This window comes from Neorhizobium sp. DAR64872/K0K18, from assembly GCF_050500175.1.
Lineage (GTDB): Bacteria > Pseudomonadota > Alphaproteobacteria > Rhizobiales > Rhizobiaceae > Neorhizobium > Neorhizobium soli.
This window is the reverse complement of sequence record NZ_CP191446.1, coordinates 2,213,711-2,228,557: the sequence shown is the minus strand read 5'-3', so window position 1 is coordinate 2,228,557 and position 14,847 is coordinate 2,213,711. Positions and strand designations below refer to the sequence as shown.

The 14,847-nt window shown below is 61.5% G+C and carries 13 protein-coding genes; 5 read left to right on the top strand and 8 right to left on the bottom strand.

Features of this window, described 5'->3' with window-relative positions; all coding sequences use genetic code 11:
• Positions 1-43 precede the first annotated feature (43 nt).
• Complete coding sequence (locus ACQY1P_RS16395; RefSeq protein ID WP_062457904.1) at positions 44-631, top strand: ATP-dependent Clp protease proteolytic subunit; 588 nt, start codon at positions 44-46, stop codon at positions 629-631.
• A gap of 142 nt (positions 632-773) precedes the next feature.
• Here the strand turns inward: ACQY1P_RS16395 and ACQY1P_RS16390 are convergent, their stop codons facing one another.
• The gene (locus ACQY1P_RS16390; protein WP_162728320.1) at positions 774-3,473 is read right to left on the bottom strand and encodes an EAL domain-containing protein; all 2,700 of its coding nucleotides are present in this window, start codon (positions 3,471-3,473) and stop codon (positions 774-776) included.
• A gap of 241 nt (positions 3,474-3,714) precedes the next feature.
• On the opposite strand from ACQY1P_RS16390, the gene ACQY1P_RS16385 reads away from it, so the two are divergent.
• Together ACQY1P_RS16385 and leuA are read left to right on the top strand one after the other, a co-directional pair.
• Positions 3,715-4,902 (top strand): benzoate/H(+) symporter BenE family transporter, encoded by a 1,188-nt coding sequence (locus ACQY1P_RS16385; protein ID WP_062583177.1) that lies wholly within the window; start codon positions 3,715-3,717, stop codon positions 4,900-4,902.
• A gap of 365 nt (positions 4,903-5,267) precedes the next feature.
• Entirely contained in the window at positions 5,268-6,995 is a 1,728-nt protein-coding gene (gene leuA, locus ACQY1P_RS16380; protein WP_430243819.1) for a 2-isopropylmalate synthase, read from the top strand.
• 103 nt (positions 6,996-7,098) lie between these two features.
• Here leuA and ACQY1P_RS16375 read toward each other — a convergent pair whose 3' ends face one another.
• The 3 genes from ACQY1P_RS16375 to ACQY1P_RS16365 form a co-directional block, all read right to left on the bottom strand.
• Positions 7,099-7,938, bottom strand: coding sequence for an anti-sigma factor family protein (locus ACQY1P_RS16375; RefSeq protein WP_430254413.1), 840 nt, complete (start codon positions 7,936-7,938; stop codon positions 7,099-7,101).
• Positions 7,935-8,435: an RNA polymerase sigma factor gene (locus tag ACQY1P_RS16370; RefSeq protein ID WP_062582897.1), complete on the bottom strand. Its 501-nt coding sequence runs from the start codon at positions 8,433-8,435 to the stop codon at positions 7,935-7,937. Before ACQY1P_RS16370 ends, ACQY1P_RS16375 begins: the two co-directional genes overlap by 4 nt.
• 98 nt (positions 8,436-8,533) lie before the next feature.
• Positions 8,534-9,493, bottom strand: coding sequence for a metallophosphoesterase family protein (locus ACQY1P_RS16365; protein WP_430256720.1), 960 nt, complete (start codon positions 9,491-9,493; stop codon positions 8,534-8,536).
• Positions 9,494-9,571: 78 nt separating this feature from the next.
• On the opposite strand from ACQY1P_RS16365, the gene ACQY1P_RS16360 reads away from it, so the two are divergent.
• Positions 9,572-10,060, top strand: a complete 489-nt coding sequence (locus ACQY1P_RS16360; protein WP_430254411.1) for an NUDIX domain-containing protein — start codon at positions 9,572-9,574, stop codon at positions 10,058-10,060.
• A 15-nt stretch (positions 10,061-10,075) separates the two neighbouring features.
• On the opposite strand, the gene ACQY1P_RS16355 is transcribed toward ACQY1P_RS16360, so the two are convergent.
• Positions 10,076-11,047: a glutathione S-transferase family protein gene (locus ACQY1P_RS16355; protein WP_430254409.1), complete on the bottom strand. Its 972-nt coding sequence runs from the start codon at positions 11,045-11,047 to the stop codon at positions 10,076-10,078.
• Positions 11,048-11,376: 329 nt separating this feature from the next.
• Here ACQY1P_RS16355 and ACQY1P_RS16350 point away from each other — a divergent pair, with 329 nt between their 5' ends.
• Positions 11,377-11,880 carry a GNAT family N-acetyltransferase gene (locus ACQY1P_RS16350; RefSeq protein WP_430254407.1) on the top strand — a complete coding sequence of 168 codons (504 nt, stop codon included), beginning with the start codon at positions 11,377-11,379 and terminating at the stop codon, positions 11,878-11,880.
• 30 nt (positions 11,881-11,910) lie between these two features.
• Here ACQY1P_RS16350 and ACQY1P_RS16345 read toward each other — a convergent pair whose 3' ends face one another.
• Genes ACQY1P_RS16345 through ACQY1P_RS16335 form a run of 3 tightly spaced genes read right to left on the bottom strand, consistent with a single transcriptional unit; the run spans position 11,911 to position 14,845 of the window.
• Positions 11,911-12,324, bottom strand: coding sequence for a GNAT family N-acetyltransferase (locus tag ACQY1P_RS16345; protein WP_092660322.1), 414 nt, complete (start codon positions 12,322-12,324; stop codon positions 11,911-11,913).
• A 35-nt stretch (positions 12,325-12,359) separates the two neighbouring features.
• Entirely contained in the window at positions 12,360-12,779 is a 420-nt protein-coding gene (locus ACQY1P_RS16340; protein WP_062455689.1) for a GNAT family N-acetyltransferase, read from the bottom strand.
• Positions 12,779-14,845, bottom strand: coding sequence for a hypothetical protein (locus tag ACQY1P_RS16335; protein ID WP_430254405.1), 2,067 nt, complete (start codon positions 14,843-14,845; stop codon positions 12,779-12,781). Before ACQY1P_RS16335 ends, ACQY1P_RS16340 begins: the two co-directional genes overlap by 1 nt.
• Between the last annotated feature and the right edge of the window lie 2 nt (positions 14,846-14,847).

Genomic DNA, 14,847 nt, shown 5'->3' with positions numbered 1-14,847 from the left:
TTATGTCCCGTATATGAATTTCATGCAGGAGACTTTGACCGTGCTGAACGACGAAGACGACACAGAAGACAAGACGAAGGAACTGCCGCTCGGTAAGGAAACGGAGGCGAATCTTTTCAAGTCGCGTTCGATCTTCATCTACGGAGCGATCACCCAGGAACTGGCGCAGAAGGTCAACACGCAGCTCGTGGCACTTGCCGCAGCCAGCGACGAAGACATCCGCATCTACGTGAATTCCCCGGGCGGCCATGTCGAGTCGGGCGATTCGATTCATGATATGGTTAAGTTCATCAAGCCGAAGGTCTGGATGATCGGCACGGGCTGGGTCGCTTCTGCAGGCGCCCTGATCTACGTGTCGGTTCCGAAGGAACGCCGCATCGCGCTGCCGAACACCCGCTTCCTGCTTCACCAACCATCTGGCGGTACGCGCGGCATGGTCTCCGACATCGAGATCCAGGCCCGTGAAATCATCAAGATGAACGAACGCCTGAACAAGATCATGGCAGAAGCAACCGGCCAGCCGATCGAAAAGATCGCAGCCGATACGGACCGCGACTACTGGCTGTCGGCACAGGAAGCCGTGGCCTATGGTCTCGCATCCAAGATCGTGACGTCGCAGAGCGAAATCTGATCCAGACGTCGTTCTGACAAATCAAAATCCCTCGTCGGCTTCAGGCCGGCGGGGGATTTTTGCGTTTGAGGGCAATCGTTTCAGGCGCGGGTAGGGGCCGACAGGTCCGGATGACCCGAACCCCTTCGGCCACCGCGCGATATCAGGCGAGCTTGCGGGTGGGTACGGCGGTTGCCGGGACGCGGCCCTGCTGCCAGTGGGCGGCAAAATCCATGAACGCATCGGGCGACATCGGTTCCGCGAAGGCATAACCCTGCAGCACCTGGCAACCAAGGCCACGCAGGATATCCATATGGGCTTCCGTTTCGACGCCCTCGGCGACGATCTCGATCCCTTGCGAACGGCCGATCTCGATGATCGAAGCCACAAGCCGGTGCTGGGGACCCGACGCCTGAAGCGGCGAAATCAGCTGCCGGTCGATCTTCAGCCGTTTGGGGCCGAGTTCCAGCAGACTGACGATCGAAGCGTGTCCGGAGCCGAAATCATCCAGCTCGATATCGATACCCAAATCCTTCAGCGTGCCGATGATCTTGCGCAGGCCGCGGTCGTTTCCTTCAAACGAGATCGATTCCAGAAGTTCGAATGCAATGCTGCCCGGCGCAAACGACAGGTGCGACAGCTGCTCCAAGAGGTTTTCGTCCTTCAGGCGCTGGGCTGAGACATTGACAGAGACCCTTGGGACGGCAAGCCCGCGGGCACGCCAGCGGGTGGCCTGGAACAGCGCTTTTTCGAGAATGAGCGCGTCGATCTCACCGGAGCGATGAAGACCTTCGGCAATATCGAGAAACGCTTCGGGCGCGAGCAGGCCGCGGGTCGGGTGGACCCATCGGGCCAGCGCCTCGACACCGACGATATCGAGGGTGACGGCATCGAACTGCGGCTGGAAGAAGGGAACGATCTGGTCGTTCTCGATTGCCGCGAGAAGCTCGTCGGACGTGCGTTTTACCTGGATCGCCGTCAGAAGCAGGGACTCTGAAAACACCTCGGCGCGGTTACGGCCGCGTTTCTTGGCCTCGTACAGTGCGACGTCGGCATTGATCAGCAACTGGCGCGGTTCTTCGCACGCAAGCGTCTGCATGGCGATGCCGGCGCTGCAGCCGACATGGCATTCCTGGCCGTCGATCGTCATCGGTTTGGCGATCGCCTTGACGATCGAGCGGCCGAGATGTTTTGCCCGCTCTTCCGGGGCCGGGCCGCTGGTGACGACCACGAATTCGTCGCCGCCGATCCGCGAGACGAATTCGTCATGGCCGATCAGTTCCAGGAGCCGGGCCGTCGTCTGGCGCAGGACCTCGTCGCCGGCCGCGTGGCCGAGCGTGTCGTTGACTTCCTTGAAGCGGTCGAGATCGAAATGGATGAAGGCCAGGCGGTGACTGTGCGTCGTCGCGTTCGAGGCTTCCATGAACTGGTCGAGAAAGCGCCGGTTGGGAAGGCCGGTCAGGGCGTCGTGCAAAGACTGGTGCTGCAACGTGCGGCGTGTCGCGCGCAACCGCTCGTTCTGTTCTTCCGCGCGGGCGCGCTCCTCCCGCAGTTCGATCTGCAGATTGACGTCATCAGTGACATCCCAATTGGCGCCAACGACGCGTTCGACGCCTCCCGATGTTTTGTAGGCCTTGCCGTGCGCGCGGATGTGACGGATCTCGCCCGAAGGTCGGACAATCCGGAACTGGGTAATATAGGGCTCGGTGGCACCGATGACCTCGTTCAGCCGATTTTCAGCCGTCTCGATATCATCCGGATGAACAGTCGAACGCCAATCCTCGTAGGTGAAGATGTCCTTGCCCGGAGGCGCAGAATACAGGTCCTTGAGCCGCTCGTCCCAGAAAAGGCGGTCTGTGGCGCCCTCGTATTCCCAGACGCCGATCTGCGACGCTTCGAGTGCCAGCGTCAACCGGTGGTGAATGGTCTCGAACTGCTCCTCCCGGTGTTGCAGATCGACGATGTGGCGATTGCGCTGCCTCATCAAGATCCCCACCCAGATCATCGGGGCGACGATGCAGAGTGCGATCAGCGTCGCGTAGGCATAAAGCCAACCGATATCCGGCGGGGTCGTGTTCCAGCCGGCTTTCGGGACCGCTGCGAGATACCAGGTGTCGTATCCGAGCTCGATGCGGGCACGAACCGCATCGGCGGAGAAGATCGCCGGGTCACCGGTAAAGACGTCCTTCGCAACCGGTGCCGGCCGCCTGGAGATCGCGATGCTGAGGGGTTGCCGTTCGGTATCGAGGTCGATGTCGCGGAACAGGCGCTCCACGTCGATCACGCTCGAGACGATGCCCCAGAAATGTCCGTTGGCTTGCGAGAAAACCGGGTAGCGGGCCAGCAGTCCCAGTCCGCCCTGAGCGAGTTCGACAGGTCCGGCGATCGTGGTGGACCGGCGCTTGATCGCCTCCATGACGGACACTGACCGTTTGGGGTCGGCCGTGTAATCTCGTCCGACGAGCTGCTTGTTCTGGTCGTAAGGGTAGACGTACCGGATCACAAGATCGGGCGCCACGGCGACGTTCTTCAGCTGCGAGGGAACAGCGAAAACTCGCTCCGAGAGCGCCGCAAATTGCGTTTGCGTGATGGATGGGTTTGCAGCGATCGCGGCAACGAGACCCTGGACCAGATTGACGTTGCCGCGAATATTGGTTTCGAGGCTTGAGGACACGCGCGCCAGTTGTTCCGACGCGACGAGCCGCTGCTGCGCCATGTATTGGGCGCGCTCTTCCAGATCGGCCCGGACAATTCCGAAAATGACCGCAGCGACCATAATGAAGGCGGGCAAATACCAGCCGAACCGGTAGAATCGCCGTTCCCGGCTTCGGCCGGGCTTTATCATGGAGGAAGAGAAGAGCATGCAATGTTCCAACAGGTCTCCCGCCAACATTTCAGACAAGGCTTAATTTAGTCTGAGATGGAACGGCGCCGGACGGGTCGTCGAGCCGAAATACTGGTCTCCACTCCAATATTTTTGAGAAATCCGGCCCTTTATACATGACTGAAAATCGGAAAAAATCAGTCGGCCTGGTCATCTCTTGGGCTTGTCTCGCGGCGGCGGGTCGTGCTCCATGCACCCTTCACCGCGTCGGGTTCTCATCATGTTCAAAGACTTCTCTTTTTCCGCCCTGACGATGGGGATGCTGACCGCGTTTGTCGGTTTCGTCAGTTCGTTTGCCGTGATCATCCAGGGTTTGCAGGCAATGGGCGCCAATAGCGATCAGGTCGCCTCCGCGCTCCTGGCGCTTTCCCTGGCGCTCGGCATTCTTGCCGTGAGTTTCTCGGCCGCTCTCAAGATGCCGATCAGCATTGCATGGTCGACGCCTGGTGCCGCTCTTCTCTCGGGGATCGGGATGATCGAGGGCGGATTTCCCGCAGCCGTCGGCGCCTTCGTCATCTGTGGCGGGCTGATCATGCTGTCGGGCCTGTTCCAGCCGCTCGGGCGCGCGATCCGAATGATCCCGGGGCCGCTTGCCAATGCGATGCTGGCCGGTATCCTGCTCGGCCTGTGTCTTGCTCCCGTGAAGGCGGTGGCGTTCGACCCGATGCTGGGACTGCCGATCGTGCTGACCTGGGCGGTCGTCGTGTCGCGCTGGCGGCTTCTGGCCGTGCCGGCCTCGCTTGCCGCGATGATGCTGGTGCTGATCTTCGGCGTCGACCTGCCGGCAGATACGCTGAGCCAGATCGGCGCTGCGATCCATCCGCAATTCGTGTTCGTCGAGCCGGTGTTTACCTGGCACGGCGCGATTTCCGTGGCGGTGCCACTGTTTATCGTCACCATGGCGTCGCAGAACATTCCCGGCATCGCGATCCTCAAGGCGCACGGATACGAGCCGCATCCCGGACCGATGTTCGTGGCAACCGGCGCCCTGTCCTCGCTTGTCGGCGTTTTTGGCGGCGTGCCGGTCAACATGGCGGCGATCACGGCGGCGATGTGTGCCAGTACCGACGCTCATCCGGATCCCGCCCGGCGTTACGTAGCGGCGATCATCGGCGGCTTCAGCTACGCGGCGCTGGGGCTGGTGGCCGGCGGCATTATCGCCTTCGTATCGCTCGCGCCGCCGATCCTGTTGCAGGCCGTCGCCGGGCTCGGGCTGATCGGCGCGTTCTCGAACGCGGCATACGCCGCCTACCACAATCCCGCTACCCGCGAGGCTGCAGCCATCACCTTTATGGTCACCGCTTCCGGAATCGCCTTCGCCGGGATCTCGGGGGCGTTCTGGGGTCTGCTGGCCGGTGGCGTGATGATGGGTTTGCAGAAGGCTCTCAGACGCGAAAGATTCCCTTGAAAGGGAACCGCGGCCGTCGTTGCAACATCAAATGCGGTTCGAAAGTGCACTTGCACGTTCTCTGCCCGCCCGCTATAGATTCTTCCATGACCATGACAGGTGCGATCATGTCCGACCGTTTGCCGACCCGCAGCTTCGCTGCCGGGGCGACGGTTTTCGCGCCTCTCTCGCTTCTTAGCCTCGACCTTACACTCGGTTGCCGGGTCCGTTGAGGAGCGCCCGGCGGCCGAAAGCCCGCCGGCGTAAGAGCTCCTCGCAAGATTTACCGATATAGCTGAGACAGACCTTAAGAGGTCGCCATCCTCACCAAGCAGGCCCCAAAAGTGCGGCGCGCGGCGGATGGATAGGACGAGGACTTGAAGACCATGGACGCCAAGAATTCCAACGTGACTACTGCCAACAAGGCTAAGGGTATGGCCGAGGCGGCGGTGAAATACCGTGCCTATCCCGCCATCAACATTCCCGACCGGACCTGGCCGTCGAAGGTGATCGACAAGGCGCCGATCTGGTGCTCGGTGGACCTGCGTGACGGCAACCAGTCGCTGGTCAACCCGATGGGCCACGACCGCAAGGCCCGCATGTTCAAGCTGCTCCTGGATATGGGCTTCAAGGAAATCGAGATCGGTTTCCCGTCGGCTTCGCAGACCGATTTCGACTTTGCCCGCTGGTGCATCGAAGAGGGTGGCGTTCCCGACGATGTGTCGATGCAGGTGCTGGTTCAGTGCCGGCCGGAACTGATCACCCGCACGTTCGAATCGCTGGAAGGCGCCAAGCATCCGATCATCCACTTCTACAACTCGACATCGGAACTGCAGCGCCGTGTGGTGTTCGGCAAGGATGTCCGCGGCATCAAGCAGATCGCCGTCGACGCGGCGAAGATGATCACCGACATGGCTGCCAAGGCCGGCGGCGATTACCGGTTCGAATATTCGCCGGAAAGCTTTACCGGCACCGAGCTGGAAGTGGCGTTGGAGATCTGCAACGCAGTCATCGAGGTCGTAAAGCCGACTGCCGACAACAAGCTGATCCTCAACCTGCCCTCGACCGTCGAGATGGCGACGCCGAACATCTATGCCGACCAGATCGAATGGATGTGCCGCAATATCGACTCCAGAGAAAATGTCATCATCTCGCTGCATCCGCACAACGACCGTGGCACCGGGATTGCGGCGACGGAGCTGGCGCTGATGGCTGGCGCCGACCGCGTCGAAGGCACGCTGTTTGGCAATGGCGAGCGCACCGGCAATGTCGACGTGGTGACGCTGGCGCTCAACATGTACACGCAGGGCGTTGATCCTGGGCTGGACTGCACCGATATCGAGCGCATCAAGGACGTCTACGAATATTCGAACGAAATGGTCATTCCCGAGCGCCATCCTTACGTCGGCGAACTGGTCTATACGGCGTTTTCCGGCTCGCACCAGGACGCGATCAACAAGGGCATGAAGGCGATCAAGACCGCCAACCATCCGGTGTGGGAAGTGCCTTACCTGCCGATCGACCCGCGCGACGTCGGCCGGTCCTACGAGGCGATCATCCGCATCAACTCGCAATCGGGCAAGGGCGGCATCGCCTATATCCTGCAGCAGGATTACGGCATCAACCTGCCGCGCAACTTGCAGGTTGAGTTCCGCGAGGACATCCAGCGGATTACCGACGAAGAAGGCAAGGAAGTCGCTTCCAAGCGTATCCATGAGCGCTTTATCGAGCGCTATGTGGACCAGCCTTCAGCACGGCTGAAATTCGTCGATCACCAGACGTTCCCGGCCGGGATGGAGCACAAGGGCATCCGCGTCGTTTCCGCCGAGATCACCGATGGTGGTGAGACGAAGACGATCGAAGGCCGCGGCACGGGCCCGATCGACGGGTTCATCAATGCGCTGTCGGCCTATCTCGGGATCGAGTTGTCGGTGAACGAGTATTCGGAACACTCGCTGCAGCATGGCTCGAACGCCTCGGCGATCGCCTATGTCGAGGTCGAGCATCCGGGTGGAAAGCTGTTCGGCGCCGGCATCAACAACAACATCGTGACGGCATCGCTCGATGCGATCGTGTCTGCTGCCAACCGGGTGTTGGAAGAACGCGGCCAGTAGTAGGATTCTGTAAGGCATTAGAAGACAGAAGCCGCATCGCCAGCCGATGCGGTTTTTTGTTGGGATCAGATCGGGCGGATGGGCTTCGAAGCAGGCCGGAGGCTCAGATCAGTCCCGCGGCCTTGGCGGCGATCTCGTCGAGATCGGCGGCGGAGGAGGGGCCGACGACGACATAGGTCGCGAGCGGCGTGCTCCAGGACACAAGACCCGTATCGGCGCGGATGTCCTCGACCGGTTTGTTGGTGTCCGGACGGGTCTTGGAGAAGGTGATCGCGATGATCTCTCCTTCATCGCCGCGGCGGTAGAGGAGGAGGCCGGAGGGGCGGTTGTCGGCGGTGAAAAGCCGCGCGCCGGCGAAGGTCAGCCCGCTTTGCGACAGGTCCGGAATGCGAAAGGCGATGCCGGTGCCTGTTGTCAGCCATGCGAGAATATCGCCGGGCCTGTCGGCACCGATTTCCACCAGACGATCGGGCAAGCGGGTATAGAGCCGGTAATGGGCGACGACGTCGTCAAGCCAGTCCCGCGAGTCGAGCTGCACTTCCGAGCCGCCGAGACGGGTCGATCCCGGCTGGGTGCCGAGCGCATAGCCGATGCCGCCGCCGAGGCAGAGACTGAGAATGCTTGCGACAAGCGCCTGCGTTCTGCTTGGCTTGAACGAGAGTGACTGGCGCTTTTTGTCATCAGGCAGCCTGATCGCGCGGCGCGGCAGCGGTGCGTTCTTGATGGTGCGGACGAGTTCGAGCGGCAATGGTTCCTTCATGGCATCGTCGAAGACGCGCCGGCCGTAATCCGTGCCGCGTTTCAGGTTGTCATGCAGGGCCCGCGCCTGCGGCTCGTTGACCAGAAGCGCTTCGATCTCCTGCCGTTCGTGTTCGTTGGCTTCGCCATCCAGGAAGGCCGAAATGCGCTGTTCGAGCGCGGACGAGGAAGCACTGGCTTTCATGCGCGGCGCTCCGATGCTTCCGGCGCGATTTCCGACAGTCTGAGCCGTGCAGAACACAGGCGTTCGGCGAAGGCCTGTTCCGGAATGCCGAGTATAGCAGCCGCCTCGCCATAGGCGAATGCCTCGACGTCCACGAGAAGGAAGACACTGGCGAGGCCTGAGGGCAGGGACAGCAGGATCTGATCCGATGTGGCCATCGTGGAAATTTCGGTAGCCGATACGACGCCCTGTGCCTTCGGGGTGGAGGACGGCTGGGTCTTGCGGCGCTTCTTGATCTCGTCGGACCAGGCTGTGCGCATCAGGCTGAACAGCCAGCTTTCGATGCGGCCTTCGCCCTTCCAGTGATGGCTTTTCTGGATTGCACGCGAACAGACTTCGCGCACCAGCCTGTCAGCATCCTCGGCGGTGCCTGCAAGCGTCAACGCGAAACGACGAAGCCTCGGCAGCAAGGCTACGAGGTCACGGCGAATGTCCATGGTCTGGGTCGGATTGTTCATGCGGAAACAAGCTTAACGGGGCTATGCGTTATGATTACGGCCATCTCGTTAAGCTATGAATCGAATGTGATGCATTTGCAACAGGCGACGCAATTAATCTACAAGATTTCGACGGTCTCGGGCTGGATCGCCGGCATAGGTATCGGTTGATCGCCATAAAAGACGTGGCTGCTGTCCAGCGCAATGCCGTCACCTGCCTGTGTCAGCCCGTAGCGTTCGCAAACCAGGTTCCAGTTGCCAGGTTCGCCCGACAGCGAAAACAGGTTGTAGGAAGCAGGTGGCTTGTGGCCGCCCGGACCCTGCGAGGCGGACGCGATACCGACGACCGGCACGGGCCGGTTATGGGTCTTGAGTTCGTAGACGGTGTTGAGATGCGTATGGCCGTGCAACACCAGTTCGGCGCCGCCGGTCGAGATGGCCGCAGCAAATCGACGGATGCCGATCATACGCTTGTGCGATGACGCCGCGCCGTGGATCGGCGGGTGGTGAATCATCACCACGCGGAACAGGCCACGTTCGCCGGCTTTCTTCAGCAGGTTCACGGTTTCGCGCGCCTGGCGCGGGCTGAAATAGCCGGATGCGGAAAACGGCGGCGTCGCGTTGGATGTGGAGCAGCCGATGATGGCGATCGGGCCACGCTCCCGGTAGGTCGGGAAGATGTGATCGTCCTTCGGCCATTCGCCCGGATCGTCGTCGCTTTTCACGAAGGGATACCAGGCGGCAACCGACTTGTCGTGAGCGCCCGGCACATAGGCATCGTGATTGCCCGGCACGACTGTGGTGTCGGCGGGATCGCCGATCGTGTCGAGCCATTCGCGGGCCAGCCGGGTTTCGATCTTGGTCGCCAAATTGACCAGATCGCCTGTGATGAGCAACTGGTCCGGCTCTCGGTCCTTCATGTCGCTCAACAGCAGATCCAGCGTGTTGACGAGAAGATGCTTACGGCGGGTGCGGTGCCAGTTGACGAAACCGGTGATGCGTTTTGACAGAAGCTCGCGCATCGTCAGCCGCGGAAGGGGCCCCAGGTGGATATCGGAAATATGCGCGAACTTGAACATGGCGAAGACATAACGCATGAGAGAGCAATTGGTACCGAATTTATCGCCGCTCCCGAAGTTATGAAGTGGAACGCCTGAATGGTTGAGCAGGGCATTCCCGAAGTTACTGGCGGCCGCGCCCGCATTCTCGTCTGGCTGATGCACAAGGCGTTCATCGTCACCCGCGGCATGACGATGGGTGTCCGGGCCGCCTGTTTCGATGACGAAGGCCGGATTTTCCTGGTGCGCCACACCTATGTTCCCGGATGGTATATGCCCGGCGGCGGAATGGAACGCGGCGAAACCGCGCTTCAGGCGCTGCACAAGGAACTGCGGGAAGAGGGCAATCTGGAAGTCCTGGGAGTGCCGGAGCTGTTCCACGTCTACCTGAACCGCAACGCCTCAAAGCGCGACCACGTGCTGTTCTACAAGGTCCACGTCAACCAGACGGCGCCGCGCGCCGCGGATTACGAAATTGCGGAAAGCGGCTTCTTTGGCCTCGACGCGCTACCGCCCGAGATCACCCAGGCAACGGCGCGGCGATTGCAGGAATTGGCAGGAGAGGTCGCGAAGGGGGACTACTGGTGAGAGTTACCCGCTTCCCTACCCCCGCCCATGCGGTGCGTCGAGATCGAGCTCTGGTCCTGTCGGGACGATGCCGGTCGGGTTTATGGTTTTGTGGCTCTCGTAGTAGTGGTGCTTGATGTGGAGGAGATTGCAGGTCTTGGCCACGCCCTCGTGCTGGTAGAGATCGCGCAGATAGGCTGACAGGTTCGGGTAGTCGGCGATGCGGCGGATGTTGCATTTGAAGTGGCCGACATAGACCGGATCGAAGCGGATGAGTGTCGTGAACAGCCGCCAGTCGGCTTCGGTCAGCTTGTCTCCGAGCAGGTAGCGGCTTTTCGAGAGACGGGTCTCGAGACTGTCGAGCGTTTCGAACAGCTTTGAGACGGCCTCTTCATAGGCGTCTTGCGTGGTGGCGAAGCCGGCCTTGTAGACGCCGTTGTTGACGGTGTCGTAGATGACCGCGTTGATCTTATCGATCTCACTGCGCAGATCGTCTGGGTAGAAATCGACATCGGAGCCGGTGATGCCGTCGAAGGCGCTGTTCATCATGCGGATGATTTCGGCGCTTTCGTTCGAGACAATCGTGTTCTGCTGCTTGTCCCAAAGGACCGGAACCGTGACGCGGCCGGAATAGGCGGGATCGGCTTTCAGATAGACCTGGTAGAGATAGTCGGAGCCGAACAGGGCGTCGCCGGTTGCGCCGTCGCGTTTGCGGAATTCCCAGCCGTTTTCCAGCATCAGGTAGTCGACGACGGAGACCGAGATCAGATCCTGCAGCTTCTTGAGGTTGCGGAAAATCAGCGTCCGGTGCGCCCAAGGGCAGGCGAGCGATACATAGAGATGATAGCGTCCGGCCTCGGCCTTGAAGCCGGAGGTGCCTGACGGTCCGGCGGACCCGTCAGCTGTCACCCAGTTGCGGAACTGTGATTCGGAACGCTTGAAATGACCCTTGCTGGCGTTGGTGTCGTACCAGATGTCGTGCCACTTGCCGTCTACCAACATGCCCATTGCAATCTCCTTGGTTGTCTTTCTGTTAGATACGACAAAGCCTGACAATGACGAGGTGCGATTTTGTAAACGCTGCGTTTTTGGATTGGACGGGTGGAATATTTTCTGATAGCTCGCTTGTCACGATTGTTCGGGAACAGCCAGAGAATGACCGAAGTGCGGACACTGCGACGACGCTGAAGATCGACCACGACGCCTGAAAACGCGTCGCGATATCGCTCGTCCTGTCTGCTCTCTCCTTACGGCTTCGGTTCTCCATGTCCCTGCATCTTGTTGCGTCGCAATCCTCAACATCCCAGAATTCTTCGTCCGAACCCCCCCCCAAGTCCATGGCGAAACACGACCTCGTCTATCTGACCGAGGATGCGTCTCACGATGACATCATCGAGGTGATCAACGAGGAAGCGTTCGGCCCCGGTCGGCATGTGCGCGCCGCGTCCCGCATTCGCGAGCAGGGTCCGCATGACCGGTCGATCTCGTTTGTCTGCGCCGACGATGGCGAGACGATCGCTTCGGTGCGGATGACGCCGGTTCTGGCGGGAAGCGTGAAGGGCCATATGCTGGGCCCGCTGGCGGTCAGGCCGTCGCACAAGAACCTCGGGATTGGCCGCGAACTGGTGCGGATCGCCATCGATGCCGCCCGCCGCCATGGATCGGAAGCCGTGATCCTGATCGGCGATCCGCCCTATTACATGCCGCTCGGCTTCGAGAAGGTGGCCTACGATGCGCTCGATTTTCCGGGACCGGTCGATCCGGGGCGGGTGCTGGTCGTGCCGCTCAAGGACGGTGTGCATAACGGGCTGAAGGGCGTGATCGGCTGGCGGGAGCTGTGATCCGTCAGGACTTCGCGCCAAGCCGTTGATCTAGAATCGTTTTTCCAGCCACGTTACATCATGTCCGCCGGCGAGGCCTTCGAGCTTGCCGATCGGGTGGTAGCCGAGCTTCAGATACAGCGCGAGTGCTGCCGGGTTCATCGTATCGATATAGGCTCCGATACAGCCGCGCTTCGCCGCCTCCGCTTCGGCCATGGTCATGAGGCGGGCGGCGAGGCCTTTGGCGCGCATCAATTCCGGAATGAACAGCATCGAGATGTAAAGCCAGCCGCGGCCGGTATAGCCGACGAGGCCGCCTGCGATATCGCCGGCCGTATCACGTAGCGGGATTGCCAGTTCGCGACGGTCGCTCGCGCCGAAGCATTCGATATTGAAGGCTTTCAGCTTGTCGAGGATGATGTCTTCATCCTGCTGCGAGATGCCTTCGACGATTTCCAGATCCATATCCAACCTCTCGAGTTGCGGCCGAGATGGATAGACTAAAGCGCTTTTTGAAGGAAGGTGCGGGTTCTGGTTTCGACGAAATTTGGAATCTCGCCAAACACTTGGTAGCCGTGGCTCTTGTAGGCCTTGAGGGCGAGCGGGTTGAACGTATCGATCCAGGCGCCCTTGCAGCCGCGGGTGCGCGCTTCATTTTCGGCCTCGGTCAGAAGCTTTGCCGCCATGCCCTTGCCGCGCAGGCTTTCGGGAATGAACAGAAGCTGGGTGAAGAGCCAGCCCCAGGATGTGTAGCCCGAGAGGCCGCCGATGACCGTGCCGCTCTCGTCGCGGATCAGCACGGCGAGCAGTTTCCGGTCGGAGGGCCCGACTTCGCCTTCGTTGAAGGCTGTGAGGCCGCTGCTGACGATTGCAAGATCGTCTGAGCTCGGCGCGTCGGTGAGATAAAGCTCGTGGTCCATCAGCGACCCTCGCGCCACCACATCGCGGCCATTGCGAACAGCAGCACCGACAGGCCGGCAAAGCCTGCAAACAGCGGCAGCGTGTTGATGCCGCGCAGCACCGTCTCGTCGGTCATGCGGATGACCATGCGGTTGGGATCGCTAACGCGCACCTCGCCGCGAACGGGCAGAATGTCGGGGATGGTGATGCCATCGCCTGAGGCTACGCGGGTCACGAGGCCGCGGGTCTTGTCGGCATAGGGCTGCAAGGTCGCCTCGGTGGAGATCATCGCCTTGAACTCGGGGGAATCGACTGCGCCGACATGGACCAGGGTCTGGAAGTCGCCGTTTCTCACTTCGAACAGGCCGGTTTCATCCATGCGGCTTTCATAGCGATACTCGCCGGGGCCGGCGGGCGCCATCTGCACGGTCTCGGTGCGGCCGGATGGGTAGCGGATGGTGGCGGGACCGGGATCGTCGCCGATCGTCTGGCGAGTGGCGGCAAGCGTTCGTCCGACGGAGCGGGCAGTCAGCGCCTCTTCCTCCAGTTCGGGCTCCTTCATCAGCCAGTGAGCGATACGGCGATAGAGCGCCACATGCGGGCCACCGCCCTCAAAGCCGCGTGCCCAGAGCCAGCCCTGATCCGACAGGAGCATGGCGACGCGGCCTTCGCCCTGACGGTTGAGGACAAGGAGAGGGCGGTCGCCATCGCCTTCCATTACCGTCTGGCCCTGCGGCGGGTCGACATCGATGGTGCGGAACCAGCGACCCCAGGCGGGCGGCGTCTGGTTGGAGCCTTCGAGGCCGCGGGTGACCGGGTGCTTGGTGCCGACTTCCGATAGATGCGGGAAGAAGCCGGCATTGTGGACTTCGCCCGTCGGTGCGGCCGGCAGGACCTGTTCGAGCGGCGTCGCGGCGATCGAATCTTCGCCGGCATGTTCGGGGCCTGCCGCGATCAGCAGCGCGCCGCCGTTTTGCACATACTGGGAGATGTAGTCGTAATAGAGGATCGGCAGCACGCCGCGGTGCTTGTAGCGATCGAAGATGATCAGATCGAAATCCTTGATCTTCTCGACGAACAGCTCGCGGGTGGGGAAGGCGATCAGCGACAACTCGTTGATCGGCGTGCCATCCTGCTTTTCCGGCGGACGCAGGATGGTGAAATGCACGAGGTCGACGGAGGCGTCGGACTTTAGAAGGTTACGCCAAGCGCGCTCACCGGCATGGGGTTCGCCGGACACCAGCAGCACGCGCAGGTTCTGCCTGATGCCATCGATGACATGGACGGCGCGGTTGTTGGCGGTGGTCACTTCGCCAGGGAGCTCGGCAACCGAGAACTCCATGACATTGTTGCCGCCGCGCTGGACGTTGAACGAGAACGGGGTGGTGACGCCGGGCGTTGCCTGCAGCGTGGCGATCTGCTGGCCGTTCATGCGCACGATGACTTCGGCGGGGCCGCCGCCCTGGCGACCGTCGTCGAACACGCGCAGTGTCAGTTCCTGCTCTTCGCCGACAATGCCGAAGCGGGGCGCGCGCAGCACTTCGATGCGGCGGTCGAATTCGTTTGGCTGGCCGGTGATCAGCCCGTGGACGGGTGCGTTGAAGCCGAGATCCTGATTGATGCCGGGGAGATCATGGATCTGGCCGTCTGTGAGGAACACGGCGCCGCCGACACGGGCCGGCGGAACGTCCGACATCGCGGAGCGCAGCGCAGTGAACAGCTTCGTCGAAGGTGTGTCGCTGTCTACATCGTCTCCGGCCTCGACGATGCGCGTCTCGATGCGGGGATAGCGGGAGAAGCGGTCGCGCAGTTCCGCCAGCGCCTGATCGGTCTGCTGCTCGCGGCCGGCCGTCTCCTGGCTCTGGGAGCGGTCTACGACGATTGGCACGATGGTGGAGAGCTGTTCGCGATCTTCCTGGTTGAGCGTCGGGTTGGCGAGCGCCATCAGGAGGGCGGCAAGTGCCAGCGTGCGGAGGAAAGCGCCACGGACGCCGCGCAATAGGGCGGTGACGGCAAGGACGAGGGCCAGAGCGCCGAGGGCTGCGAGGATCGGCCAGGAAAAGAAGGGGGCGAATTCGATGGTCATCG